Genomic DNA, 23,376 nt, shown 5'->3' with positions numbered 1-23,376 from the left:
AGCAAGTAACTTGGACCAGTGTTGATCATTTAGCATTGTTCGAGGCATAGCGAGTGTAAAATTGGGTTTGGCGATTTAATTTTACTATCTCGCTATTTTTTTAATCAACAAATGTCAACAGACCCTAATCGAATGGCATTAATTTTTAGGATATGACAGGGCTTTTTATTCAACACATTATAGGTGTGATACGACTTCCCTGTTTTGATGGAATGCACATCCACCCATGCACCCAAAATCTCCACACGATCCCCTGATTTTAAACGGCGAATACGATTTGTAACGTCTTCGGATTGAGCAATCACACTGACATTTTGCAATTCAGACTTGAGCTGTTCAACTTGTGTCGAGGGTACATTTTTCGCTTGTACGCTAAAACATCGGTTCTGCTGCGACCATTCAAGATGATATTTTAAAGACTGGAAATCATTTGCGCCTGAACTCAGTAGCAGATCAATATTGCTGACATAGGCCAAGTCTTGAAAGCCACCCACCACGGTCGGTGCTGCCGGATGTAAAGTACGACTACTCGCACTGTAGTAGCGTTTATCCAACAGCAAATATTCACCGGAAAATGCCTGAGTCGGTGTGACCTGAAAATTTTTCAGCACACCAGTTTGCTCTAAATGTGGAATGGCACGAAAATATTCAGACCATATCCACAGCATGAGCGCAAAAACGGCTGCAGTCGCTAAGAGTTTTTCCATGTGGATATTCTGTCCTTATTACTTTTCGACGGTTCTGAGCCTGAATCAAGCGAGCTTAAATATGCTCAAAATCAATTCGGATGGTTTCAAAACGCACTCGCCCTTCAGCAATGGCTTGAGCAATCGCTTGTTGCCCTTTGGTCAAACGTGCCCCACCACTTTTAATATCAATCAGCACCACTTCAATGTCTTCAGCGAGTCCATCACCATCACGAAAATCAGTGTAACCATCAAAAACCACATAATCGATCGGGTCACCGAGAAACTTTGCATCGCTAGGTAAATACTGAAATTCAGGCATGATCGGCGCCATTTGTTCAGCCATTTTGCCTTTTAAAACAGCACGACTGGTATTTACACTGCGTTTTTGTGCATGGGCCAATGCCTGCTGATGTTCCAATTCTAGTTCTGCAATATATTGCTCGTATTCTGCCTTAATCCTTCCATTGCGACTGCCACTTAATATTAAGGTGGTCAGTACAATCCCAATACACGCGCCAATGAGCATGGCCATCCAGACAGACATTTAAAATTCCTAATCTTTTTAATATATTACAGCGAAACGTATAGAAAAAACTTAGACTTTGGTTCTTTGTCATATTCCCCGCATTAAACAATGATATGCTAGGGATGAGCAGAATAAAATCTATTTAGGTCGATGAAAACGATATTAATTGCCAATCAAAAAGGTGGTTGTGGCAAAACCATCACAGCAATCAGTTTAGCCTCTGCACTTGCGCAAAAAGGTTATAAAGTGGCCTTGGCAGATGCTGACAATCAAAAGTCTGCACGTCAATGGCTCAAACAGCGCCCAGAGACTGCCGCCCCAATTCAGAGCCTAGATTGGCGTCATGAAAAGTCGATTGGTGATGTACCAAAAGGGATTGAATATCTAATTATCGATGCACCGGGTGCGTTATCGGGTGAACATGCAGATCAGTTGGTCAGTGAAGCCCATGCCATCATTACCCCGCTACAACCATCTTTCTTTGACATCGACTCGACCCGTCGTTTTTTAAAGCATTTGCAAGAAATTAAACGGATTCGTAAAGGTAAAGTCCAAATCTTATTGCTTGCCAATCGTGTAAAACACAATTCTGCTCATTCCAAAGAAATTCAAGATTTTTTCAATAAAGTTGAACAACAGCCCGTTGCTTGGATTTCTGAACGTACCGCTTATGGTCAACTTGCCATGCAAGGTCTTTCAGTTTTTGACAAAACGCAAAAATTGTACCTCGGTATGCAACAACAATGGCAACCTGTGCTCAATGCCATTATTGAAGACGAAGCCGAGTGGTTTTAACCCATCATTCCACATTTCGCTGATATAAAGGCCAATCTTGCAAGGATCTAGCCTGAAAGATATTCACCATAAGTTAACAAGCTCTCGTTTTCGGGAGCTTTTTTTTCGGTTAAGATTGAACACAACATGATGAAAAAATCAGAGCACGCATTGCCAACGTTCGCACCTACATTACAAAAAGTCTTATTGTTCGGATTATTTTTTATCCTGATTTTTTTGAGCTTTAGCGTACTCAAATACTTTATTGTGCCCGTCGTTTGGGCTGCGATTATTGCTTATATGACATGGCCGCTGTATCAATCAGTACATCGTTTTTGTGGCAATCGTGCAAATCTAAGTGCGGCGCTGATGATCTTACTGGTGGTACTCGTGGTGGGTCTGCCGGTGATTTTTGCAATCTTCTTGTTACAACATGAAGGCCGTAACTTGTATTTTGAATTACAAAAGCAAGTTTTCTCTGGTCATGTCAATGTGCCTGATTTTATTCGCCAACTGCCGTTTATTGGTAAAGAAGTCAGTCGTACCCTGCATGAACTGAACAATGACCCGAACAGTATTATTCAATCGGTACAAATTTGGATTCAGGGGCATTTGAACTACGGTAAAGTTCTGGTCGGCGAAGTCAGTAAAAATATCTTTAAGCTGTGTTTTGCCGTGATGTCTTTATTTTTCTTCTATCGTGATGGTCAAACCATTTTAAGTCAGGTCAGTAAAGCCCTCGAAATGGTGATCGGGCCACGTATTCATCATTATCTTGCCACTATTTCGGATACTACACGTGCCGTAGTGTATGGCATCGGTCTTACCGCCATTGCCCAAGCTTTACTTGCCGGTGTTAGCTATTTTGTCGCCGATGTGCCTAACCCAATGTTATTAACCATCATTACCTTCATGTTGGCACTGATTCCTTTTGGCCCACCGATTTCATATACCGCTGTATCGTTGTGGTTATTTTCACAAGGTCAAACCATTGAAGCCATTGGCGTCATGGCTTGGGGTGTTTGTGTGGTGAGTACAGCCGATAACGTGATTCGTCCTTTAGTGATTTCAGGGGCAACGCAGATTCCATTCTTATTAATCATGTTTGGTGTTTTGGGTGGGATCGCCAGTTTCGGTCTTGTTGGTTTATTTATCGGGCCAGTGATCTTGGCTGTATTGTTAGCCATTTGGCGTGAATGGTTGCATGAAACCCAAATTGAAGCCGTCATGATGCCCAAAGCAACGTTGGCACATAACTTAGACAATATAGATGATAAGCCTGAACAACCTTAATTCAGGCTTGAATTCATTAAACAAATATTACAATCAAATACTTAAATTATCTGTCATCCTGTATTCGCATCTGTTTCAATGGTTGAGACTCCATAAAAACAGACAGGATGCCAAACATGTCTTCACTATTTAAATTCGGTGCGCTTGCTGCGGTCAGTGCCCTGATGTTTACAGGCTGTGCGAGTACCTCGACTTCAACAGGTCTGAATGCAAAAACCGTGACGGTCAATGCCGTGACTGCTCAAGGTATTGGTCAAAGCATCGGTCAAATTAACTTGGTTGATAGCCCTGCTGGCTTGGTTATTCATACCAATTTAACCCAGCTTCCTCCGGGTCCACACGGTTTCCATATTCATGAAAAAGGTTCTTGTGCCCCAGCTGAAAAAGATGGAAAAGTGGGTGCTGCACTCGCTGCGGGTGGTCACTTTAACCCTAAAGCTGCACCTCACCACGGTACACCGTTAACCGGTCACATGGGTGACTTACCGATCCTTCAAGTTCAAACGGATGGCACAGCAAAAGTGAATTTAATTGCACCACGCTTGAAATTGGCGGATGTACAAGGCTTAGCCATCATGGTCCATGCCGGTGGTGATAATTACTCTGACGACCCTAAACCTCTAGGCGGTGGCGGTGACCGTATTGCCTGTGGTGTGATTCAATAATCAACTTTGCATATAGATTTGAACAAGCGGACTTTAAGTCCGCTTTTCTCTTACCTAAAATAAGCAGTTTATTGAAAAAATTCAGTCTACTTTCCAAAATATCCTCAGCATGTCATTGTCCACAAAAACACACTACCGAAATAGATATTGCTCAAACGCTAATTATGAAAAGCCGAAACTCAATAATGGCTTTAGCATATATTGAATTAAACCAAGCCCATCACTCAGAATTAATTTATTAAAATACATCAACTTAAGGATTTTATCTGTTTAATAAATATTAGGTTTGGCCCATTATTTCAGGTACACTCAAGGCTTAAATGACTTTGAATGTAAACTGTACATGAATATCAAGACCTTACGTATTGTGGGCCTATTAGAAGGCATTTCATTTCTATTATTATTGTTTATTGCTATGCCCATGAAATACCTGATGGACAATCCAATTTTGGTGAAATACGTCGGCATGGGTCATGGTGTGCTCTTTATTGCATTCTTGGCGGTGCTGTTTGTGGTCTGTGAAAAACAAAAATGGTCCCTTAGTGTGTTTTTAATGGGCCTGATTGCTTCTATTTTGCCTTTTGGTCCTTTTATTTTTGATCGTAAATTAAAGCAGTCTGAACAACTTACTACACAAAATTAATCGTACAATTTAAAAAGCCCAACCACTTGATCAAACACATTGTCGGGCTTTTTTTATCGCTGATTTATGGGTAGATAATAGCGAACTACCGTTTAGCCTACTTTTAAAACTCACCCCTAGCTTTACGCTGCTGCATAATCTTTTTAACAAAAAACCGTGGGAAACTAAACCACAGTAAAATTAAGCCAACGCCGGTCAAGCTATACGCCCATAAGCCAAAGCCTTCATACAGCACCCGCACCAACTCGATCACCGCGAAGAATGAAATCATCATTAAAACTGAAACGGCTGCTGCCACAGTGCCCTTCGATACCTCAGATGACATCAAGGCAAAACGGTATAATACGGAGAAACTAATGCCTTCACCAAAACTGACCAAAGTCATTCCTATAATCAGTAACGTTAAAAAATAAGTCGGTGTGAACATGCCAAGCACTACCAAGCCTGTTCCCAACAGCATCAACGGTAAACCAATCATGACCGATTGACCTAAAGGCAATTTGTCGATAATTTTAATCAACACCAAGTTCCCAATAATCAAACCGCCCAATACGGGGAATTGTGCCAAACCATATTGCATGCTACTGAGCCCTAATTCCTCCACCAAGATCACTGGTGACAGTGCAATCCAGAGCATCAATGGCATTGCCACCATCGGCAGTCCAAAAGTCAGGGCCAAAAAGCGTTTATTTTTCAATACCTGTTTAAAGTCATCAAAAATATAACCAATCGGCTGTTTCGGAATACTGATCTGCTGCGTCGGCATTTTGGCTTTTAAACCAAACCCACTCAGAAAGGACAGAAAAGCAATGCCAATAAAACCCCAATGCCATGACACATGATCAATCATAAAGGCACCAAGTACTGGCCCCATCAAGGGTGCAAGTAAGGAAATATTGGCCATCAATGCCATGACTTTAATGGCGTCACGCTCTTCAAAAGTTTCCTGAATGGCGGCATAGCCCACAGCAGAAATTACGGATAATCCAAAGCCTTGTAAAAAGCGCAGGGTTAAAAAGCTTTCAATAGTGTCGGTCAGTAAAATCGCCAAACAACACAGTGTGAAAAAAGCCACACCACCGAGCAGTACGACTTTACGGCCGAGGCGGTCAGACAAAGGCCCTAAAATAGCCGCGACACACGCGCCACCAAGTAAATAAAACGACATGGAAGAAGGTGCCCACGCACTACTCACCCCAAATTCTTGGGTAATGGCAAGCATAGCTGGCTGGACTAAATCGTTACCGATATAGACTGAAAATTCAAATAACACCAATGCCAAAGGAAACATCAACGTGGCACGGCTTAACTTTGCAGTATGTACGTTTTGCATTGTTATCTACATATAAAAATGTGTCGGAATCAGGCATAGTCTATATTCGTGGAAAGACGCGTCAGCTCAATGACAAACACTGTAAAATATTAAAATATAAAATTTGGAGAGTGCAGGAAATTTGCAAGGTTTGCGCCGTATTCACAAGACGCCAATAAGAAATTCATCAGAACTTAAACAGCAGATCGTACGTACCGAGTAAGTTCATCTAGTTTAGCAGCGTTTTCTCTAACTGTATGTGTATTTTTTGGCTTTATTCAGCATCAGGTGTTTTGGCTAGTGCACACAGAAAACGATTCTGCTTCAAATCCACGATGTGGGTGTTCAAGCACACCTTTTTTCAGTTGGGTTGGTTTCAGAAACCTAATCCCTAAATGGTCGAACAATAAAAAAGGCGACACGGTATTGCCCAATTCATAATGGGAAAAATACGGAGGTGACAGGGGCAAAATCCCCCACGGGTGAACCTGAGTCATTGACGTGGATGAAAATTAAGATACACGGAAACTCATTCGCAACTGTCCGAGTCAGGACACACTTCAACATGTAACGTTTCTGCGACCTACTCAATAGAAGAAGGTATTTGACGAGTTTTGCGGTAAGGAGGTTGCTCCGCAAGTTGGTTTCCTTACGAAGCACACTTCTCATTTTACCGAAACAAAAGTAGATACCAGCTCCAATCATCGAATTTTAAATGAAAGGACCTCGCCATACTGAATATTTTATAAAAAATTTAGACCGTATCTTTTTACAGTTTAAGGACACTTCGTCGCTTGGAAAGTCTTGGTATTTTTACCACGTTGGCACTGATATTCCTTCTGCGTATTTACGCGATTCCACTCCCCATCCACAAATCTAAAACTATAAATGGTACGAATCGATTTCACTGAATCATCCATCAAACCCGTTTCAGTCACTTTCACCTGTCCTGCATTTGGTGATTCCACACGGTTAAAGTACTGACGAATTTCCACAGTCGACAGCTCTTTACTCAAATCGGGACGTTCTTTTAACACCTGATCGAGTGGTGTAGCAGAAGAACCCACTTTAGACACAATTTTCTGCGTTGTCGCACAACCCGCTAACATCCCCACACACAATGCAGAAACAACCATTAAACGATTCATAAGCCCAACTCAAAATTATGATTTACCACATTATCATGCAGATTTTTTACAGAAAACACTATTTAAGCAATTTGACATCCTCACCTCCCTTAAACGGAGGTGATTCCTACAGCTAGACGCTTATGCCCAAGCGCAAGAATGTTCTTTGCAGCATTAATGTCCCGATCATTTAGACTGAGACATTTTTTATTACTGCACTGCCATTCTCTTATTCGCAAATCTATCCTACCTGTCGGACTACTTGCGGTGATCTCACCGCAGCACGAACAGATTTGGGAGGTGAAACTCTCATTGACTTCCTCAAACAATACGCCTGCGTTCTCGCATTTATACTTGAGCATTGTTTTTAGTGCCGAAAATCCTGTGTCTAAAACAGATTTCGCCATTTTAGTTTTTACGAGTTTCTTAGCACTGAGATCACCAACAACAATCAATGCATTTTCCTTAACAAGCATGCTGCTTGCCTTATGCAAATGGTCTTTACGACTATTTGCAATTTTTGCATGTAATGCACGTACACGCTTCTTGTTGTTTGCTCGTTGAGCAATTCCTAGTTTCTGTTCATATTTTCGATAGAATTTAGGATTTGAAATCACGGTACCATCTGAACAGGTTGCAACGTCCTTTAAGCCTAGATCAATGCCTATGGCTTTGGTGGCTGTCGGTTTTTCTTGTTTCAGTGAATCCACTACAAGGCACACATACCAACGCCCACGACTATCTTCAACAAATGAGCCTGTTTTAATACAGTATTTACTTAAGCCATAGCTATCCCATAGCTTAAATTGTTGTTTGCCATATTGAACATATCCATCAGCGTATTTGATCGCTACTTTCTTAAACGGTATCCATCCAAGTGATCTTCTTGCTGATTTCTTATTGCTGACACGCCATTTAAGCTTGGCTTTTTTAAACTGCTTTCTTCGGGTAACGAGTTCAGCAGAAATCGCCTGAATGGTTTGGCTGTGTAATCCACACTCTTTAGATGCGCCTTTGGTGTACTTATCAATGTCATAGGATGAAAGAAATTCACCCTTTCTCTTTAAATGTTTAAACCCTAAATCATTCACATAATTCCAAACAAAGTTCACCTCAGATGCCAATTGGTCTAGCACCTTGCAATGTTTGTCTTTTATGCGTAATTTAAGTGTTTTCATGCTTTATATTTTAATTGGTCTATCATGGTAAATCAAGAAATAAGATCAGGTCGCCACTGTGTTTTTAATATGCACGTTCACTTGGTATTTGTGACTAAATATAGAAAAGACGTTTTTACAAAATCAATGCTTGATTCAATGAAAAGGATGTTTAAAAAAGTCTGTTTGGACTTTGAAGCTGAATTAACCGAATTTAATGGCGAAGACGATCACGTTCACTTATTAATCAATTATCCACCCAAAGTTGCTGTTTCAAATTTAGTGAATAGCTTAAAGGGTGTTTCAAGTCGCCACTTAAGGAAAGAATTTCCTGAAATTAAAAGCAAATTATGGGGTGGCTCTTTATGGTCGCCAAGTTACTTTGCTTCAAGTTGTGGTGGTGCGCCATTGGAGATTATTAAGCAATATATTAAACAACAATCATCACATTAACACCTAACGGTGGTCGCTTATATCCCCAACATGAACGATGGGGGGGCTTTTCGCTCCATTTGGTAAATCAACATGACAAAATAGATGTATATTAAGCTGTTTAAAAAATCGGAGTTAAAATAAGGCATAAAAAAACGCATCCGAAGATGCATTCTAGTACGTCTTTAAAAATTAAAGATCGAATAATTTACCCGGGTTCATAATCGCATTTGGATCGAATACTTTTTTCAAAGCTTTCATATATTCGATTTCTTCTGCTGAACGGGTGTAGTCAAGGTAAGGCTTTTTGGTCATGCCTACACCGTGTTCTGCCGAAATTGAACCGTCATATTTTTTCACAGTTTCAAATACATATTTGTTCACGACTTGGCATTTTGCAAAGAATTCATCTTTAGACAAATCCGCAGGTTTCAAAATATTTAAGTGCAAGTTACCGTCACCAATATGACCGAACCAGCAAATTTCAAAGTCTGGGTAGTTCTCTGCCACAATTGCATCAATTTCTTTAATAAATGCAGGTACATGCGTAATCAGTACTGAAATATCATTTTTGTATGGGGTAAATGGTGCAATCGACTCTGAAATGTCTTCACGTAAACGCCATAAGCTATGTACTTGGTCTAGGCTTTGGCTCATCACGCCATCCAGTACCCAACCTTGTTCCATGCAATGTTCAAAGATTTCCATTGCCGCGTCCATAATCGGTTCAAATGGTGCTTCAAACTCAAGTAATACATAGAACGGACATGGCGTTTCAAACGGACGTTGAACATGACCATTGTCCAATACTTTTTGCATTGCAAGTTCACCAAAGAACTCAAATGCAGTCAGGTCGATTTTCTTTTGGAAAGCATGCAATACCGGCATGATTGCATCAAAATCAGGTACACCCAGAACCAATACTTGTAGATCGTGTGGTTGACGTTCGAGCTTAATTTCAGCTTCAGTTACTAAACCTAAAGTGCCTTCACCACCAATAAATAAGTGTTGTAGCGCATAACCTGTCGCGTTTTTGATCATGCCTTTGTTCAAACGCAGGATGTCACCTTTACCAGTCACTACAGTCATACCCAACACCCAGTTACGAGTCATACCGTATTTGATGACTTTAATACCACCGGCATTGGTCCCGATGTTGCCACCAATTTGTGACGAACCTGAAGATGCAAAATCTACTGGGTAGTACATGCCCTGTTCTTCAGCATAGTTTTGCAGTTGTTCAGTTACCACACCTGCTTGTACACGAACCATACGGTCAGCGGGGAAGAATTCCAAAATTTGGTTCATCTTGTCCATGCTCACCACGATTTCACCGTTGGCTGCTACCGCACCCGCAGATAAACCGGTACGACCGCCACTTGGGGTAATCGCTACATTAAATTGGTTTGCGAGTTTGACAATTTGTTGAACTTGTTCAGTGCTTGACGGGAAAACAACGACCGACGGGTTTGGATCGAAGTGCTTAGTATGGTCACGACCCCAATTTTGGAGACTATCCGCATCGGTTTTAATTCGGCTTTCGCCAACAATAGCGGTCAATTGGGTCAATAACTCTGGGGTTAAAGCGACTGGAGCATTCATCGTTTTCAGACCTTGCAAGAAGTAAACAAGTTTTTTTAAAGGTCCAGATCATCTTCAGTTAAAACTGCGGCAATGCATATTTTAAGAAGAAGCCTGAAACTGGGGGCATTCAATCAGTAGCGGAATCGTACTGATTAGCTTGAGTCGCATTATTATAAGCTATAACTGGCTTTTTTTGACAAAACCGATAGAAAAAGCTGTTTTTGCAATGTTTTGTTGAATATTACAAGGTTAATTCGACCATTTTCGACCTGTTCTGACACATCATTTGCCAAAATAGCAACGTCTTGGGTCATAAAGGAAATGTATATCGGCTAATTTCCTATGCTATTATATGCGCACTAAATTTGGCCTTTGTAGCGGAGCCGTAATGAGCCAACATCTTTCTCTACCTAAAGATAAAATTCGTTTCTTGTTGTTAGAAGGCGTTCACCAAAACGCAATCGACACTCTAAATGCTGCCGGATACACCAACATTGACTACCGTAAAACTGCGCTTGAGGGTGAAGCGTTGAAAGAAGCGGTTAAAGATGCTCACTTCATTGGTATTCGTTCACGTACTCAATTAACTGAAGAAGTTTTTGAAGCGGCGAACAAACTGATTGCTGTGGGTTGTTTCTGTATCGGTACAAACCAAGTGAACTTAAATGCTGCAATGATTCGCGGTATTCCAGTATTTAACGCACCATACTCAAATACGCGTTCAGTTGCTGAACTAGTACTTGCTGAAGCGATTCTATTACTTCGTGGTGTTCCTGCAAAATCTGCTTCAACTCACCGTGGTGGTTGGAACAAGTCTGCAGTTGGTTCATTTGAAACTCGTGGTAAAACTTTAGGTATTGTTGGTTACGGTTCGATTGGCTCGCAACTTTCTGTACTTGCTGAAAGTTTAGGTATGCACGTAATTTATTACGATGCCGTAACTAAACTTCCAATGGGTAATGCACGTCAAGTCGGTTCTATGGGTGAACTTCTTGCCAATGCAGACGTCGTATCTCTACACGTTCCAGACGTTCCATCAACTCGCAACTTCTTCGGCAAAGACCAATTTGCTCAAATGAAAGAAGGCGCAATCTTCCTCAATGCTGCACGTGGTACATGTGTCATCATTGAAGATCTTGCTGATGCAATCAAATCTGGTCATATTGCTGGTGCGGCTGTAGACGTATTCCCTAAAGAACCTAAAGCAAACGGTGAAGAATTCGTTTCTCCACTTCGTGGCCTAGACAACGTGATTTTAACCCCTCACGTTGGTGGTTCTACGATGGAAGCGCAAGCGAACATCGGTCTTGAAGTTGCTGAAAAATTCGTTGCTTACTCTGATAAAGGTATGACTTTATCTGCAGTGAACTTCCCAGAAATCGCGTTACCGTTGACTGAAGGCAAACACCGTTTACTTCATATCCACAAAAACGTGCCAGGCGTTCTTTCAAAAATCAACAACTTGTTTGCTGAACACGGTATCAACATCTCTGGTCAGTCATTAATGACTAAAGGCGATGTGGGCTATCTTGTGATGGACGTTGATGCAACTGCATCTAAAGAAGCTTTGGATACTCTTCACGAAGTGGAAGGTACCATCCGCGTTCGCGTATTGTTCTAAATTAATTAGACACTGAAGCCACAGCCTTCGGGCTGTGGTTTTTTTATTGTAGTAGACTTTTAAAATCTGGCTTTTGCCAATCTCCCGCTATTCGAGTCATCGAAACAAATTTAGTCTATGCCAAATTTTAAAGTTGCACCGGCTGTCCAAGCACCGCTGATCTTGCTTATTGCCATGATCAGCATGCAAAGCAGCGGTTCCTTTGCCAAATATCTTTTCGGTCAATTTCCCATACTGACCGTTTCGGCCATGCGTTTAATGCTGGGCGCTTTGATCTTGGCGATTATTTTTAAAGTTTGGCAGATCAATTTTAAACAAGTGAAATGGTCGTCTATTCTGAGCTATGGCTGTGCCTTAGCAGGGATGAATGTATTATTTTACTTGTCGATTGATCGTCTCCCGCTCGGCATTGCCGTCTCTTTTGAATTTATGGGCCCGCTCAGTGTCGCACTATTTGCTGCACGCCGAAAATTTGACTTTATTTGGGTCGGACTGGCTATTTTAGGCCTTATCCTACTTTTTCCTTTTGACCAAGCTGCACAACGACTTGATCCTGTTGGCATTGCCCTCGCCCTTGGCGCAGGTGCCTGTTGGGCACTCTATATTGTGGCAGGTCAGAAACCCTCTGGCGTTTCAGGCAACCATACGGTTTGTTTAGGTATGTTTGTCGGCATGTGTATGCTCATGCCAATTGCATTATTTGTAGGGATTCCTGCACATGCCTTTGAACCGATGAGCCTCTTTTATTTTCTTGCTTTAGCCACCTTAGCCAGTGCCATCCCCTTTAGCTTAGAAATGATTGCGCTCCGCAATTTAACGGCACTCAGTTTCGGAACGCTTATGAGCCTAGAACCTGCAATTGCAGCACTCTCTGGTTTTGTTTTCTTAAATGAACAATTACTTTGGACCCAGTGGTTAGCCCTTGCTGTCATCATCTGTGCCTCGATTGGGTGTACCTATACCACGCAAAAAGCCAAAGTCATTTAAATTCAAAATATGTTCCCACTGACAATGGATGAACTGCATGAATCTCAGACTCAATTTTTTGAATTCAAATTGAATCATGATGTGCTCAGTCCTGCTCTTACATCCGCCGAACCTTAGAATATTAAATTTAGAACCCATCATGATTTGATCAAATGTTAAAATTCACTCAACTGTCAGCATTAACCGCTATACTGTACTGATTCAAAAATAGGGCTCAACGCCGCCCAACAACTGTGTGCCGCATGCCAAATTCACAACTTCTTGCTGTTGTTTTCATGGTGCTCTCCATGATCTCCTATCAGATCAGTGCTTCCTTTGCCAAACAACTGTTTTTGGTACTAGACCCACTGAGCGTGACCATTTTAAGGCTGTGTTTTGCCTCGATTATTATTTGTTTGATGTTCCGCTCTTGGCACATTTTAAAACGGCTGTCATTTTTAAAATGGCGTGATTTACTCTGCTATAGCGCAGCCCTGTGCCTCATGAATGTCTTGTTCTATATGTCACTGGGCAAACTCCCTCAAGGCATTGCTGTAGGACTGGAGTTTATTGGGCCTCTAGGTTTGGCATTGCTGTCGATTAAAAATCGTAGTGACTATATTTGGGTGTTTTTGGCGATCTTAGGGATTGCGTTGATGGTGCCTTGGGGACAAGCCCAGAGTGGTAATTTCTCACTGATTGGTGCGGCGTGTGCCTTGGCTGCCGGACTCTGTTGGGCCTTTTATATTTATTTCGGGCAAAAAGTGGTACACCAAAATATTGGCATGCATGCACTGACCATTGCCATTAGTTTATCGGCATTGACCTTATTACCCATCGGCCTCTATAACAACGCAGCAGCTTTATTGGATACACAATATTGGCCTAAAGCACTATTGATTGCCATTTTAGCCACAGCGATTCCCTATGCCCTAGACCTCAAAGCCTTGAAGATTCTAAGCAAGCTGAGTTATGGCACATTGTCGAGTATCTCACCTGCTCTGGCAGCTATTACGGGTATGGTTTTATTGGGAGAACGTATCGGCATGTGGCAATGGATCGCACTGGTGTGCATTATGCTCGCCTCAGTCGGGGTGACGATGCGTTCCTCTAAATCGGAAACAGCCAGCTAAATTTTTAAAGGCAAAATAGTTAAATAAAAATGGCGGGATTGCCGCCATTTTTCAACAAATTGTCTAAGCGCTCTTACATCTAAGCTTTTAAATACAAGGTTCGAAAAAGTCTAGATTCTATACAGGACTTAACCGGTCAGACTGTCTTTATCCGCTTTTTTATATTTTTTATACTCGGCTAAATATTGTTTGGCCAAGGCTTCTTTTTGCTTATCATCCAATATTTTACCGGCTTGTTGAAAGAAACCGTGTTCCTCTTCCTGTAAATGATGATGCACTGTTTCTGAAAGTTTTTTGGCAATGGCCAGCCAGCCCGGATTGCTAAATTCAGTCTCAGTCAACTGCTCTAAAAGTTCGTCCATTTCATGATGTTCAGCCAAGGCATGACGGGTAATATTTAGCCCCGAATCGGTCATCATTAAAGGAATATAAAAATATCGGTCTTCCCCGACAGCATGCGCGAATAATTCATTTTTAAGTCGGTCAAACAAATCCCGACGTTCTGGACTATCGCCAGAAGTTTGTACTAATTGTTCTGCAAGCGCTCTTTGTTGTTCATGACTTTGACGTAAAGCTTCAAAAATATTCATTCTGATGATGCCCTCTGATGCTTAGCGATAGCTGAGTATTTTTTCATTCAGCAAAATAAAGTGCTTCATTTTTATACTAAACATATCAGCATCAGAATACAGCGCAGCTCTGTTAAGTTTTGTTTTAAGCTTGTCCCGTAAAGGTTTGATACCCTAGCCGTACAATCAAAATACTCACCAAAATCAAAAATAGAATTCGAATAAAGCCACTACCGTATTTAATTGCCGCACGTACACCAACGATCGAGCCTAAAATATTTGCTACAGCCATCATTAAGCCTATAGCAAATAACACATGGCCAGTGGGCGCAAAAAAACTCAGTGCTGCAAGGTTGGTGGTTAAGTTGGCGACTTTTGACAAAGCAGAGGCATGTAAAAAGTCTGCTTGTAGATAACGAATAAAAAAGAAAATAAAGAAACTGCCCGTACCCGGTCCAAAGATGCCGTCATAAAAGCCAATCACCAGACTACCAATAGCGGCAAAACCGAGGATTTTAGGAGTCAGTTCTTGGCGTACATGCACCTGACCAAATTGTTTTTTGGCAAAGGTATAAATCGCTATCACGATCAACATGACCAAAACGAAAGGACGTAAGACTTCTTTTGGAATCATTGATACACAGGCTGCTCCCACAAAGGAGGCAACAAATGCACAGCTCGCAATGACCGCAAGTAATTTCCAACGGAGTTTGACTTGGCGTAAAAAAGAATAGGACGCCGAAGCCGTACCAAAGATCGAAGACAACTTATTGGTGCCAAATACGGTCGCTGGAGATAAGTGCGGCATGGCATTCATAATGGCAGGAATTTGAATCAGTCCGCCACCGCCAACAGCTGCATCAATTGCACCAGCAAAAAATGCAAAAAATAGCAGGCTTAAGATGATTTCAATTTCCATAATTTGGCTTCAGTGGCGTTAATGACTATTCAAGAATTAATACACGTTTTGGTACTAAGCGCTTACGATCGGTAATTTCCGCTAGACCTAAGCAACGTTCCCCATCAAATACCAAAACCTGCGCTTCCGCAGCATGCTCAATATTACTTTCCATTCCACGACTAAAATATTCAGCTCGACCTTCCGGCGCTTGCACTTTGCAGAAATGATCGACAGGCGAATACACCGGCAGCAATAATGCTTCACGCTCAGCTTCGGTCAGACTCTCTAAATATTCAATAGTGTAAGTTGGATTGAGATCAAAATGCCCTGTTTGCGTACGGTGTAGATAGGTCAAATGTCCAAAAGTACCCAATGCTTTGGCAATATCTTCGCCTAAAACACGAATATATGTGCCTTTGGAACAGGTGATGTCGAGTGTAATACTATTCTCACTAAATGATAATAACTCGATGGCATAAATCGAAATTGGACGTGCTTCACGCTCAATTTCTATGCCTTTACGCGCCAACTCGTACAGCGGGCGACCTTCTTTTTTCAGCGCAGAATACATCGGTGGAGTTTGTTGAATATCTCCCACGAACTGTGCCAACACCTGCTGAATCGTGGCTTCCGTCAAAACAGGTACGGCTTGTTCCATCAGTACCTCACCCTCCACATCACCCGTCGTGGTGCTGTGTCCTAAAAAGACCGTGGTTTGATAACGCTTGGTCGAGTCGAGCAAGAAATGTGAAAACTTAGTCGCTTCACCCAAACAAATCGGTAATAAACCTGAGGCTAATGGATCTAGCGCACCTGTATGTCCTGCTTTTTGTGCTCGATACAACCAACGCACTTTTTGTAATGCAGCATTCGAGCTAATGCCCAAAGGCTTATTTAATAAAAATACACCATGTACTGGACGACGCTGAATCTTAGGAGAAGCTTTTTTCATGACTAAAATAGGGCAAAAAGAGAACTGCGCCATGGTATCAATCCATGCTAAGCGTTTACAACTTTTCTATGTTTTTATCATTCTTTTATGTCATATTGAGTTCACATTTAGAACTCATAAAACAATTAAAACGGAATAAAGGTGCATTGGGATATGCAAAAAAATAAACTCTGGCTGATTTTAGCCATTGTGGTTATTGCGGCAGCCGCATTCATGTATTGGCTTGCGCCAAAAACATCACAAAATGATCCTTCAGATCAATCGATTCAACAACAAAATACGCCTTTAGCTCAGGGCGAAAATGCTACAGCACAAGCCACAAGCGGTTCTTCACTGCTCAGTCCAAGTCAACAAGACACGGAAGTTAACTGTCAAATCAGTATGGATGGTTCAAACCACCTGATCGTGAACGAACAAACACGGAATTGTTTTGAATATTTCATCACTCAATATGGTGAAAAGTCGATCGATCAAATCAAAAAGGATTTTAAAGCCTACATTGCACAAGGTCATAAAGAACCGGCGCTGTCCCAAATTTATGATTTGTGGGATCGCTATATGAAATATCGTGAACAATTAGGTCATTTACAGCCACCGAGTGACGACAAAGAATCACCTCAATATTATCGCTCGATCTATAGCAGCACCCAGAATTTAAGAAAACAGTTCTTTTCTGATTATGAAATTGAAGGTTTATTTGGCAAGGAAAATACCTATCACGAATACACGCTGAAACGTATGGAAGTGGTGAATGACAAAAAACTGTCTGAGTCTGAAAAAGCCAAAAAACTAAAAGCCCTGTTTGATGAACTCCCAGAAGACTGGAAAGAAAATCTGGAACAAATCAATAAACTTGAAGATTTACGCAAACTCACAGCGGACATTAAAGCCCGTGGTGGTTCAAGCGAAGAAATCCATCAAATGCGGTTAAATTTAGTTGGCCCAGAAGCCACTCAGCGCCTTGAAAATCTAGACAGCCAGCGCAGCTCTTGGAAATCTAGCGTAAATCAATACCTCACAGAGCGTGACAGCATTGTGAAAAGCAATATGAGTGACAGTGCTAAACAACAAGCGGTGCAGCAACTCCGTAATCAACATTTTAAATCGAAGGAAGATCAGCTCCGCGTCAGTACCTTTGAATCTGTACATGATCAAGGTGGAAAATTACCTTTCGCAGAATAACTGCAAACAACAATTTAAAAACAACTTCAATTTCAGGATGAAATGATGAAAAAACCACAAGCTCTTTTATGCGCAATCATCGCTGCATCAGCAGTGATTGCCAGCACACAATCCCAAGCGGCGGCAGGACTCCAACATGTCACCGCCAACAGCTCGGCAAGCTATGCCAAGACCAAATATCCGATTGTGTTTACCCATGGTATGTTTGGGTTTACCCGCATTGGTTTTGACAGCTTTGGCATGGATTATTTTTATCAAATTTTGCCGGATTTAGCCCGCAATGGGGCCAATACCTTTGCTGCCCAAGTTTCTCCACTTGAGTCGACAGAAGTTCGGGGTGAGCAATTACTCTCTCAAGTCGAAGAAGTCCTTGCCCTGACCGGGCAACCTAAAGTGAACCTCATTGGTCATTCACATGGTGGACCGACGACTCGCTATATTGCAGCGATCAAACCTGAGTATGTAGCTTCGGTAACTGGGGTTGCAGGCACTTATCGCGGCTCTCTAGTCGCAGATAAGATCCAAGCGAATAAAACCATTAATTCAGTCTTTGGGGTACTCGGCGATCAACTCTTAGCACCGATTATTACTTGGGCTGAAGGCAACTCGAGTCTACCTAACAGTGTTGATGCATCACTTACCGCAATCAGTGAAAAAGGTTCGGCTGAATTTAATGCAAAATTTCCAACCGCAGCACTAGCGGCGAACTGCAATCAGTCGGGTGCCAAAGTCGACAATGGCGTGTATTACTACTCATGGACGGGTACAGCGCAAGCCACGAATGTATTAGATGTATTAGATACAGTGATTAGTCAGCTTGCCCCTTTGGCCTATGGAAATCGTGACAATGACGGTTTGGTTGGACGCTGTAGCACCCACATCGGACAAGTGATCCGTGACGACTACAATCACAACCACTTAGATGAAGTGAATATGGTCTTTGGCCTACGCAGCCTATTTTCACCTGACCCAGTTGCGCTCTACCGCCAACATGCCAATCGTTTAAAATTACAGGGACTGTAACCTCAAAAGTTGGTTCCCTTTCAGCACTAAAAAGGATGCCTTTAAGCGTCCTTTTTTGTTTACAATGTTTTTATTTGTAAGTATTAAACAAGCTAATTCAATAAGTTATTAAATCATAACAACTAAAATAAATAGCAAAAATAAAAGACGAATGTATATAAATATACTTGTCACCTCAACGCCGTCCATGTCCTAAAATGACATGGAATTTCAAACCGAGCATGAAAAAATGACAAGGCATCTTTGTCTATTCAAACTCTCTAAAATCAAAGATATGGCCTAGCCAGTCACAAAGATGTTGCTTAAAAACAGAGAGTATTTTCATGATTAAAAAGTAATAAAAACAACATCAGATCAAGGAACATTTATGCGATCTTTAGTAAACACGGCCAAGATGGCCTCTGTAGCTGCAGTTGCAGGCTTAGCGATGAGTATATCGGCAAGCACTCAAGCTGCGCCTAGCGTCCTCCAGATGAAGGAAACAGCAAAATCTGACTACGCAAAAACCAAATATCCAATTTTAATGGTGCATGGTTGGCTCGGTTGGTCACGTATCGGTACCGACACCATTGGACTGGATTATTGGTACCAAATCTTGCCAGATATGGCACGAAATGGCTCAACCGTATTCGCAGCGCAATTATCTCCTGCAAATACCACAGCACATCGTGGTGAGCAGTTAATTGCACAAGTTGAAGATGTTTTGGCTATTACAGGGAAGCCAAAACTTAACTTAATCGGTCACTCTCATGGCGGCCCAACTGTATTGTATGTTGCTCAAACAAAACCACAGTACATTGCGTCTATTACAGGTGTTGCAGGAACCTATCACGGCTCTAAAGTAGCGGATGATATTCAAGGCAACTCACTTTCTCGCACTGCCTTCAATATTTTAGGTGACTATATTGTCGGCCCACTGATTGCTTTAGGTCAGGCAAAACCTGAGCTTGAAATTGATTTCGATGCTTCTATGAAATCATTATCACAAACAGGTTCTGCTGCATTTAACAGTACGGTTGCAAAATCTGCTGTAGCTGACGGTGTTTTGGCATCTTCAGAAAATTGCAGCAAAAACTTAAAGCAAGTCGACAGCAAAGGCATTCAGTACTATTCATGGACCGGTGTTGCACAAACCACAAATCTACTTGATATCGATACGATCCTGATGCAACTCGGACCATTGTCTTACGGCAATAAAGACAATGACGGTATGGTTGCACGTTGTAGTGCTTATATCGGTAAAGTCATTAATGACAGTTACAAACTTAACCATACCGATTTAGCCAATATGATGTTCGGCTTAACAGGTCTATTTGCACAAGATCCTGTGGCGCTGTACCGTCAACATGCAAACCGTTTAAAACTGCAAGGACTTTAATTCTTATCGTTGAAGTTTAAATGCAATAAGGGGGCTACGGCCCTCTTATTTACTTTTATCAATCTGAAGTTCTTGATCTTTTATTTTGTTACATTTAGCGGCGCAGTTAATCTTTTTCAATTTGCAACAGGTGATCTTTATTGCTTTATTAGAAGTGACAATAAATATTGTCATAAAACAATAATACATTGAGGATCGCTCATGAAATACGGACCATTTTTAGCAGGTTTAATTGCAGCTACATTCATCGGTAATGTATCTGCATCGCAAGCAACCCAAGTCACCGCCAAAGCTAGTTCTAGCTATGCAAAGACCAAATATCCAATCGTATTTAACCATGGTATGGGTGGTTTCATTACCGTCGGTACGGACTCATTTGGACTCGACTATTGGTATCAAATCCTGCCTGATCTTGCCCGCAATGGTGCAAATGTCTGGGCAACGCGCGTATCGCCGTTTAACTCCACCGAAGTACGTGGCGAACAGCTTCTACAACAAGTTCTTGAAATCCGAGCACTCACTGGTGCAGATAAAGTGAATTTAATTGGACATAGCCATGGTGGACCAACGATTCGTTATGTTGCCGGTGTTCGCCCAGATGTCGTGGCTTCATTAACCAGTGTTGCAGGACCTCATCAAGGCTCCCCTGTTGCAGACTTAATTTTAAAAGCTGAAGGCACCGCTGTGGAAGCACCCTTGGTTGGAGCTGTGAATTTTGTCTCTAAAGCCATCGTTTGGGCGCAAGGTCTAGATCCAAAGACTTACCCTCATGATGCATTGGCAGGTGGTTCAAGTTTAACGCTAGCGGGTTCTGCAAAGTACAATGCCGCATTCCCTCTGGGCTTGCCTAAATCCAATTGTGCTGATGGCAATAGCGTGGAAAAAGGCATTTATAACTATTCATTTACAGGTGTGGGCCAAATCACCAATATTTTAGATTTAGACTCAGCCCTAAAAGTGACCGCATTACTGATCGATGGCGGAAAAGACAATGATGGCCTCGTATCACGCTGTAGTGCCAAATTTGGTAAAACCATTCGTGACAACTACAACTGGAACCATTTAGATGAAGTCAACCAAGTGCTTGGTCTCAAAGCGTTGTTCGCACCAGATCCTGTCGATGTCTATCGTCAACATGCAAACCGCCTAAAATCTCAAGGTTTATAATTTTCTTTCTCGCATAAAAAAATGCGCCTAAAGGCGCATTTTTTTACAGCGTTGTAAAACAAATTATTTTGCTTTACGAGCTGGTAATTTTTCACGAATACGTGCAGCTTTACCAGACAATTCACGTAGGTAGTAAAGTTTAGCACGACGAACGTCACCTCGACGTTTCACTTCGATACCAGCAACGATTGGTGAGTGAGTTTGGAATACACGCTCAACACCGAAACCGCTAGAAATTTTACGTACTGTGAACGCAGAGTTCAAACCACGATTTTTCTTAGCAATTACAACACCTTCAAATGCCTGAAGACGTTCACGCTCACCTTCTTTTACTTTAACTTGAACAACTACTGTGTCACCAGGAGCAAAAGCAGGGATGTCTTGTTTCAACTGTGCATTTTCAACAGCTTGTACTAAAGGATGTTTACCGCTCATGGGGTATCTCCGATTATGCGAGTTAGAAGAGGTCTAATCATCGCTGGGGCTAGAGGCTAAAGCGCATAGACCCGATTGACTTTCCCTTTATGCTTGACCGCTTCAATGCATAAAGAGCCTAATATAAGATTTAAAAAATTAAACCTTGGAATCTTTTAGCCATTTCTTTTGCTGCTTGGTCAATTCAACTTTTTCAACCAACTCAGGTCGGCGTTCTAAAGTGCGTTGATATCGCTGCAAAAACCGCCATTTCTCAATATTGGCATGATGTCCTGATTTTAATACTTCAGGAACATCTAAACCTTCAAAATGGTCTGGCTTGGTATATTGTGGGCAATCTAAAAGACCATCCACAAATGAGTCTTGCACATGTGATTGTTCATCAGACATTGCACCCGGAAGTCTCCGAATCACACTATCCAATAAAACCATCGCAGGGAGTTCACCACCAGATAAAACGTAATCGCCTATTGACCATTCCTGATCAACATATTGTTGGATCAAACGCTCATCCACACCTTCATAACGACCACACAATACAATCAATCCATCATATTTGACGAAATCTTGTACCGCATGTTCATTTAAGGTCTTTCCTTGCGGCGACATATACACCACAGGGACATGAACAGCACCCGCTTGCTGGGCAAGCTCTTTGGCACGATGAATTGCTTTCGCTAATGGCTCAGCCATCATCACCATACCTGGACCACCACCAAATGGACGTTCATCCACTCTTTTGTAGTTGCCCTCAGCAAATTCGCGTGGATTGATACAATGAACTTGCACAATGTCACGTTTTGCTGCGCGCCCGCTAATACCGTAGGCTGTAATCGCTTCAAACATTTCAGGAAAAAGCGTAATGACTGCAAAAAACATCGCAGACTCCTCTATTTTCCTGCTGCGTCAATCCTTAAAGGATTAATAATCTACGCCCCAATTTACGTAGATACGACCAGCTTCGAGATCAACACGCTGTACCACATCTTTATGCCATGGAATCATTCGCTCTTCGCTATCGACGCTGTCAGCAGTAGCGCGAACTACCATCACGTCGTTAGCACCTGTTTCAAACAATTCGTGGATTTGACCGAGGTTGACTTCTTGCTCATCTTCTCCAAGACCTAACACTGTTAAGCCCTTCAAATCTGACCAGTAGTACTCGTCCACGCCTGCTTGAGGCAGTTGCGATTTTGAGATCCAGATATTTGCGCCAACCAAGTTATCTGCCGCGGTACGATCACTCACACCTTTTAGCGAAACAACTAAGCCTTTGCCATGTGGTTTCCAACGTTTTACATCTACTGTTTGCCAACCTGCTTTGGTCTCAATGTACCAAGGAAGGTAGTCAAAAATATTGCTCATAGGTTCTGTATTGGAATAGACCCAGAGCCACCCATTTAATCCATATGCTGAACGTAGCTGTCCAATCTGAATACGATCTTCGGGAACATTCTGTGTTGGTGTCATGGGTAACCTACTACTAATTAAGCAGTAGCTGCAGCTTTCTTAGCTTCAGCAGCTAAAGAAGCAACACGTTCTGAAGGTTGAGCACCTTGTGAAACCCAGTGAGCAAAACGGTCAGCATCTAAACGAAGTTTTTCTGCTTTACCTTGAGCTGTAGGGTTGAAGAAACCGATACGTTCGATGAAACGACCGTCACGTGCATTACGGCTATCAGTCACAATGATTTGATAGAACGGACGTTTTTTAGCACCACCGCGTGCAAGACGAATAACAACCATGATAGAACCTTATAGTTTTTACGGATTATCCCTGTACCGACCATCGATACATTTCAAACCCCTTTCATAGAGGGCAATATTTTACGTGAAATTTGCCCTGAA

The 23,376-nt window shown here is 41.9% G+C and carries 25 protein-coding genes and 1 pseudogene; 12 read left to right on the top strand and 14 right to left on the bottom strand.

From position 1 onward, the window contains the following. Positions 1 to 104: 104 nt before the first annotated feature. Both FTT85_RS11095 and FTT85_RS11090 read right to left on the bottom strand, forming a co-directional pair. Positions 105 to 707: a hypothetical protein gene (locus FTT85_RS11095; protein ID WP_180183554.1), complete on the bottom strand. Its 603-nt coding sequence runs from the start codon at positions 705 to 707 to the stop codon at positions 105 to 107. Between the two features lie 55 nt (positions 708 to 762). Continuing rightward, entirely contained in the window at positions 763 to 1,233 is a 471-nt protein-coding gene (locus FTT85_RS11090) for a Holliday junction resolvase-like protein (protein WP_078192492.1), read from the bottom strand. 132 nt (positions 1,234 to 1,365) lie between these two features. Here FTT85_RS11090 and FTT85_RS11085 point away from each other — a divergent pair, with 132 nt between their 5' ends. The 4 genes from FTT85_RS11085 (at position 1,366) to FTT85_RS11070 (ending at position 4,590) form a co-directional block, all read left to right on the top strand. Further along, entirely contained in the window at positions 1,366 to 2,010 is a 645-nt protein-coding gene (locus tag FTT85_RS11085; RefSeq protein WP_180039437.1) for a ParA family protein, read from the top strand. A 150-nt stretch (positions 2,011 to 2,160) separates the two neighbouring features. Further along, complete coding sequence (locus FTT85_RS11080; protein WP_180026123.1) at positions 2,161 to 3,282, top strand: AI-2E family transporter; 1,122 nt, start codon at positions 2,161 to 2,163, stop codon at positions 3,280 to 3,282. Between the two features lie 116 nt (positions 3,283 to 3,398). Further along, positions 3,399 to 3,947 carry a superoxide dismutase family protein gene (sodC, locus tag FTT85_RS11075; protein WP_180003399.1) on the top strand — a complete coding sequence of 183 codons (549 nt, stop codon included), beginning with the start codon at positions 3,399 to 3,401 and terminating at the stop codon, positions 3,945 to 3,947. 343 nt (positions 3,948 to 4,290) lie between these two features. Next, positions 4,291 to 4,590, top strand: a complete 300-nt coding sequence (locus tag FTT85_RS11070; protein WP_180039435.1) for a DUF3817 domain-containing protein — start codon at positions 4,291 to 4,293, stop codon at positions 4,588 to 4,590. 103 nt (positions 4,591 to 4,693) lie between these two features. Here the strand turns inward: FTT85_RS11070 and FTT85_RS11065 are convergent, their stop codons facing one another. The 4 genes and pseudogenes from FTT85_RS11065 to FTT85_RS11055 all read right to left on the bottom strand — a co-directional run bounded on the left by FTT85_RS11065 (position 4,694) and on the right by FTT85_RS11055 (position 8,207). Further along, positions 4,694 to 5,923 (bottom strand): MFS transporter, encoded by a 1,230-nt coding sequence (locus FTT85_RS11065; protein ID WP_180039433.1) that lies wholly within the window; start codon positions 5,921 to 5,923, stop codon positions 4,694 to 4,696. Positions 5,924 to 6,213: 290 nt separating this feature from the next. After that, a pseudogene (locus FTT85_RS18730) lies at positions 6,214 to 6,469 on the bottom strand (hypothetical protein); the annotation flags it as partial. Between the two features lie 209 nt (positions 6,470 to 6,678). Next, the gene (locus FTT85_RS11060) at positions 6,679 to 7,050 is read right to left on the bottom strand and encodes a hypothetical protein (RefSeq protein WP_180039431.1); all 372 of its coding nucleotides are present in this window, start codon (positions 7,048 to 7,050) and stop codon (positions 6,679 to 6,681) included. Between the two features lie 89 nt (positions 7,051 to 7,139). After that, positions 7,140 to 8,207, bottom strand: a complete 1,068-nt coding sequence (locus FTT85_RS11055) for an RNA-guided endonuclease TnpB family protein (RefSeq protein ID WP_180039429.1) — start codon at positions 8,205 to 8,207, stop codon at positions 7,140 to 7,142. Between the two features lie 24 nt (positions 8,208 to 8,231). On the opposite strand from FTT85_RS11055, the gene tnpA reads away from it, so the two are divergent. After that, on the top strand, positions 8,232 to 8,639 hold the full coding sequence (gene tnpA, locus FTT85_RS11050; RefSeq protein WP_180039427.1) for an IS200/IS605 family transposase: 408 nt from the start codon (positions 8,232 to 8,234) through the stop codon (positions 8,637 to 8,639). Between the two features lie 171 nt (positions 8,640 to 8,810). Here the strand turns inward: tnpA and FTT85_RS11045 are convergent, their stop codons facing one another. Continuing rightward, positions 8,811 to 10,220 (bottom strand): FAD-binding oxidoreductase, encoded by a 1,410-nt coding sequence (locus FTT85_RS11045; protein WP_180039425.1) that lies wholly within the window; start codon positions 10,218 to 10,220, stop codon positions 8,811 to 8,813. 370 nt (positions 10,221 to 10,590) lie between these two features. Between FTT85_RS11045 and serA the strand changes: the two genes are divergently transcribed. The 3 genes from serA to FTT85_RS11030 all read left to right on the top strand — a co-directional run bounded on the left by serA (position 10,591) and on the right by FTT85_RS11030 (position 13,922). Then, entirely contained in the window at positions 10,591 to 11,823 is a 1,233-nt protein-coding gene (serA, locus tag FTT85_RS11040) for a phosphoglycerate dehydrogenase (RefSeq protein ID WP_078192852.1), read from the top strand. Between the two features lie 117 nt (positions 11,824 to 11,940). Beyond that, positions 11,941 to 12,810, top strand: a complete 870-nt coding sequence (locus FTT85_RS11035) for an EamA family transporter (RefSeq protein WP_180026081.1) — start codon at positions 11,941 to 11,943, stop codon at positions 12,808 to 12,810. 242 nt (positions 12,811 to 13,052) lie between these two features. After that, positions 13,053 to 13,922: a DMT family transporter gene (locus FTT85_RS11030; RefSeq protein WP_180026082.1), complete on the top strand. Its 870-nt coding sequence runs from the start codon at positions 13,053 to 13,055 to the stop codon at positions 13,920 to 13,922. Between the two features lie 128 nt (positions 13,923 to 14,050). Here the strand turns inward: FTT85_RS11030 and FTT85_RS11025 are convergent, their stop codons facing one another. From FTT85_RS11025 to truB, 3 genes are all read right to left on the bottom strand, one after another. Next, positions 14,051 to 14,512, bottom strand: coding sequence for a hemerythrin domain-containing protein (locus tag FTT85_RS11025; RefSeq protein WP_168378156.1), 462 nt, complete (start codon positions 14,510 to 14,512; stop codon positions 14,051 to 14,053). 124 nt (positions 14,513 to 14,636) lie between these two features. Further along, complete coding sequence (locus FTT85_RS11020) at positions 14,637 to 15,410, bottom strand: TSUP family transporter (RefSeq protein ID WP_111884173.1); 774 nt, start codon at positions 15,408 to 15,410, stop codon at positions 14,637 to 14,639. A gap of 25 nt (positions 15,411 to 15,435) precedes the next feature. After that, positions 15,436 to 16,344 (bottom strand): tRNA pseudouridine(55) synthase TruB, encoded by a 909-nt coding sequence (gene truB / locus FTT85_RS11015; protein ID WP_180183555.1) that lies wholly within the window; start codon positions 16,342 to 16,344, stop codon positions 15,436 to 15,438. 153 nt (positions 16,345 to 16,497) lie between these two features. Between truB and FTT85_RS11010 the strand changes: the two genes are divergently transcribed. From FTT85_RS11010 to FTT85_RS10995, 4 genes are all read left to right on the top strand, one after another. Further along, entirely contained in the window at positions 16,498 to 17,526 is a 1,029-nt protein-coding gene (locus tag FTT85_RS11010) for a lipase secretion chaperone (RefSeq protein ID WP_180183553.1), read from the top strand. Between the two features lie 42 nt (positions 17,527 to 17,568). After that, entirely contained in the window at positions 17,569 to 18,549 is a 981-nt protein-coding gene (locus FTT85_RS11005; protein ID WP_373886886.1) for an esterase/lipase family protein, read from the top strand. 367 nt (positions 18,550 to 18,916) lie between these two features. Further along, positions 18,917 to 19,927 carry a triacylglycerol lipase gene (locus FTT85_RS11000; protein WP_180183551.1) on the top strand — a complete coding sequence of 337 codons (1,011 nt, stop codon included), beginning with the start codon at positions 18,917 to 18,919 and terminating at the stop codon, positions 19,925 to 19,927. Between the two features lie 201 nt (positions 19,928 to 20,128). Continuing rightward, on the top strand, positions 20,129 to 21,094 hold the full coding sequence (locus tag FTT85_RS10995) for a triacylglycerol lipase (RefSeq protein WP_078189349.1): 966 nt from the start codon (positions 20,129 to 20,131) through the stop codon (positions 21,092 to 21,094). A 63-nt stretch (positions 21,095 to 21,157) separates the two neighbouring features. Here the strand turns inward: FTT85_RS10995 and rplS are convergent, their stop codons facing one another. From rplS to rpsP, 4 genes are all read right to left on the bottom strand, one after another. Beyond that, complete coding sequence (gene rplS, locus FTT85_RS10990; protein WP_078189351.1) at positions 21,158 to 21,529, bottom strand: 50S ribosomal protein L19; 372 nt, start codon at positions 21,527 to 21,529, stop codon at positions 21,158 to 21,160. A gap of 138 nt (positions 21,530 to 21,667) precedes the next feature. Further along, the gene (gene trmD, locus FTT85_RS10985) at positions 21,668 to 22,408 is read right to left on the bottom strand and encodes a tRNA (guanosine(37)-N1)-methyltransferase TrmD (protein WP_168378164.1); all 741 of its coding nucleotides are present in this window, start codon (positions 22,406 to 22,408) and stop codon (positions 21,668 to 21,670) included. A gap of 42 nt (positions 22,409 to 22,450) precedes the next feature. Next, positions 22,451 to 22,999 (bottom strand): ribosome maturation factor RimM, encoded by a 549-nt coding sequence (rimM, locus tag FTT85_RS10980; protein ID WP_078189353.1) that lies wholly within the window; start codon positions 22,997 to 22,999, stop codon positions 22,451 to 22,453. 17 nt (positions 23,000 to 23,016) lie between these two features. Continuing rightward, positions 23,017 to 23,274, bottom strand: coding sequence for a 30S ribosomal protein S16 (gene rpsP / locus FTT85_RS10975; protein WP_078189354.1), 258 nt, complete (start codon positions 23,272 to 23,274; stop codon positions 23,017 to 23,019). Between the last annotated feature and the right edge of the window lie 102 nt (positions 23,275 to 23,376).

The sequence above is a fragment of the Acinetobacter sp. YH01020 genome, from assembly GCF_013420275.1.
Lineage (GTDB): Bacteria > Pseudomonadota > Gammaproteobacteria > Pseudomonadales > Moraxellaceae > Acinetobacter > Acinetobacter amyesii.
The sequence above is the reverse complement of the archived record's forward strand: the minus strand, read 5'-3'. Positions and strand labels throughout refer to the sequence as shown.

Coding starts and splice junctions, on each gene's coding strand:
- FTT85_RS11095 (WP_180183554.1), bottom strand. CDS start 707: ATGGAAAAACTCTTAGCGACTGCAGCCGTTTTTGCGCTCATGCTGTGG.
- FTT85_RS11090 (WP_078192492.1), bottom strand. CDS start 1,233: ATGTCTGTCTGGATGGCCATGCTCATTGGCGCGTGTATTGGGATTGTA.
- FTT85_RS11085 (WP_180039437.1), top strand. CDS start 1,366: ATGAAAACGATATTAATTGCCAATCAAAAAGGTGGTTGTGGCAAAACC.
- sodC (WP_180003399.1), top strand. CDS start 3,399: ATGTCTTCACTATTTAAATTCGGTGCGCTTGCTGCGGTCAGTGCCCTG.
- FTT85_RS11070 (WP_180039435.1), top strand. CDS start 4,291: ATGAATATCAAGACCTTACGTATTGTGGGCCTATTAGAAGGCATTTCA.
- FTT85_RS11065 (WP_180039433.1), bottom strand. CDS start 5,923: ATGCAAAACGTACATACTGCAAAGTTAAGCCGTGCCACGTTGATGTTT.
- FTT85_RS11060 (WP_180039431.1), bottom strand. CDS start 7,050: ATGAATCGTTTAATGGTTGTTTCTGCATTGTGTGTGGGGATGTTAGCG.
- FTT85_RS11055 (WP_180039429.1), bottom strand. CDS start 8,207: ATGAAAACACTTAAATTACGCATAAAAGACAAACATTGCAAGGTGCTA.
- tnpA (WP_180039427.1), top strand. CDS start 8,232: ATGGTAAATCAAGAAATAAGATCAGGTCGCCACTGTGTTTTTAATATG.
- FTT85_RS11045 (WP_180039425.1), bottom strand. CDS start 10,220: ATGAATGCTCCAGTCGCTTTAACCCCAGAGTTATTGACCCAATTGACC.
- serA (WP_078192852.1), top strand. CDS start 10,591: ATGAGCCAACATCTTTCTCTACCTAAAGATAAAATTCGTTTCTTGTTG.
- FTT85_RS11035 (WP_180026081.1), top strand. CDS start 11,941: ATGCCAAATTTTAAAGTTGCACCGGCTGTCCAAGCACCGCTGATCTTG.
- FTT85_RS11030 (WP_180026082.1), top strand. CDS start 13,053: ATGCCAAATTCACAACTTCTTGCTGTTGTTTTCATGGTGCTCTCCATG.
- FTT85_RS11025 (WP_168378156.1), bottom strand. CDS start 14,512: ATGAATATTTTTGAAGCTTTACGTCAAAGTCATGAACAACAAAGAGCG.
- FTT85_RS11020 (WP_111884173.1), bottom strand. CDS start 15,410: ATGGAAATTGAAATCATCTTAAGCCTGCTATTTTTTGCATTTTTTGCT.
- truB (WP_180183555.1), bottom strand. CDS start 16,344: ATGAAAAAAGCTTCTCCTAAGATTCAGCGTCGTCCAGTACATGGTGTA.
- FTT85_RS11010 (WP_180183553.1), top strand. CDS start 16,498: ATGCAAAAAAATAAACTCTGGCTGATTTTAGCCATTGTGGTTATTGCG.
- FTT85_RS11005 (WP_373886886.1), top strand. CDS start 17,569: ATGATGAAAAAACCACAAGCTCTTTTATGCGCAATCATCGCTGCATCA.
- FTT85_RS11000 (WP_180183551.1), top strand. CDS start 18,917: ATGCGATCTTTAGTAAACACGGCCAAGATGGCCTCTGTAGCTGCAGTT.
- FTT85_RS10995 (WP_078189349.1), top strand. CDS start 20,129: ATGAAATACGGACCATTTTTAGCAGGTTTAATTGCAGCTACATTCATC.
- rplS (WP_078189351.1), bottom strand. CDS start 21,529: ATGAGCGGTAAACATCCTTTAGTACAAGCTGTTGAAAATGCACAGTTG.
- trmD (WP_168378164.1), bottom strand. CDS start 22,408: ATGTTTTTTGCAGTCATTACGCTTTTTCCTGAAATGTTTGAAGCGATT.
- rimM (WP_078189353.1), bottom strand. CDS start 22,999: ATGACACCAACACAGAATGTTCCCGAAGATCGTATTCAGATTGGACAG.
- rpsP (WP_078189354.1), bottom strand. CDS start 23,274: ATGGTTGTTATTCGTCTTGCACGCGGTGGTGCTAAAAAACGTCCGTTC.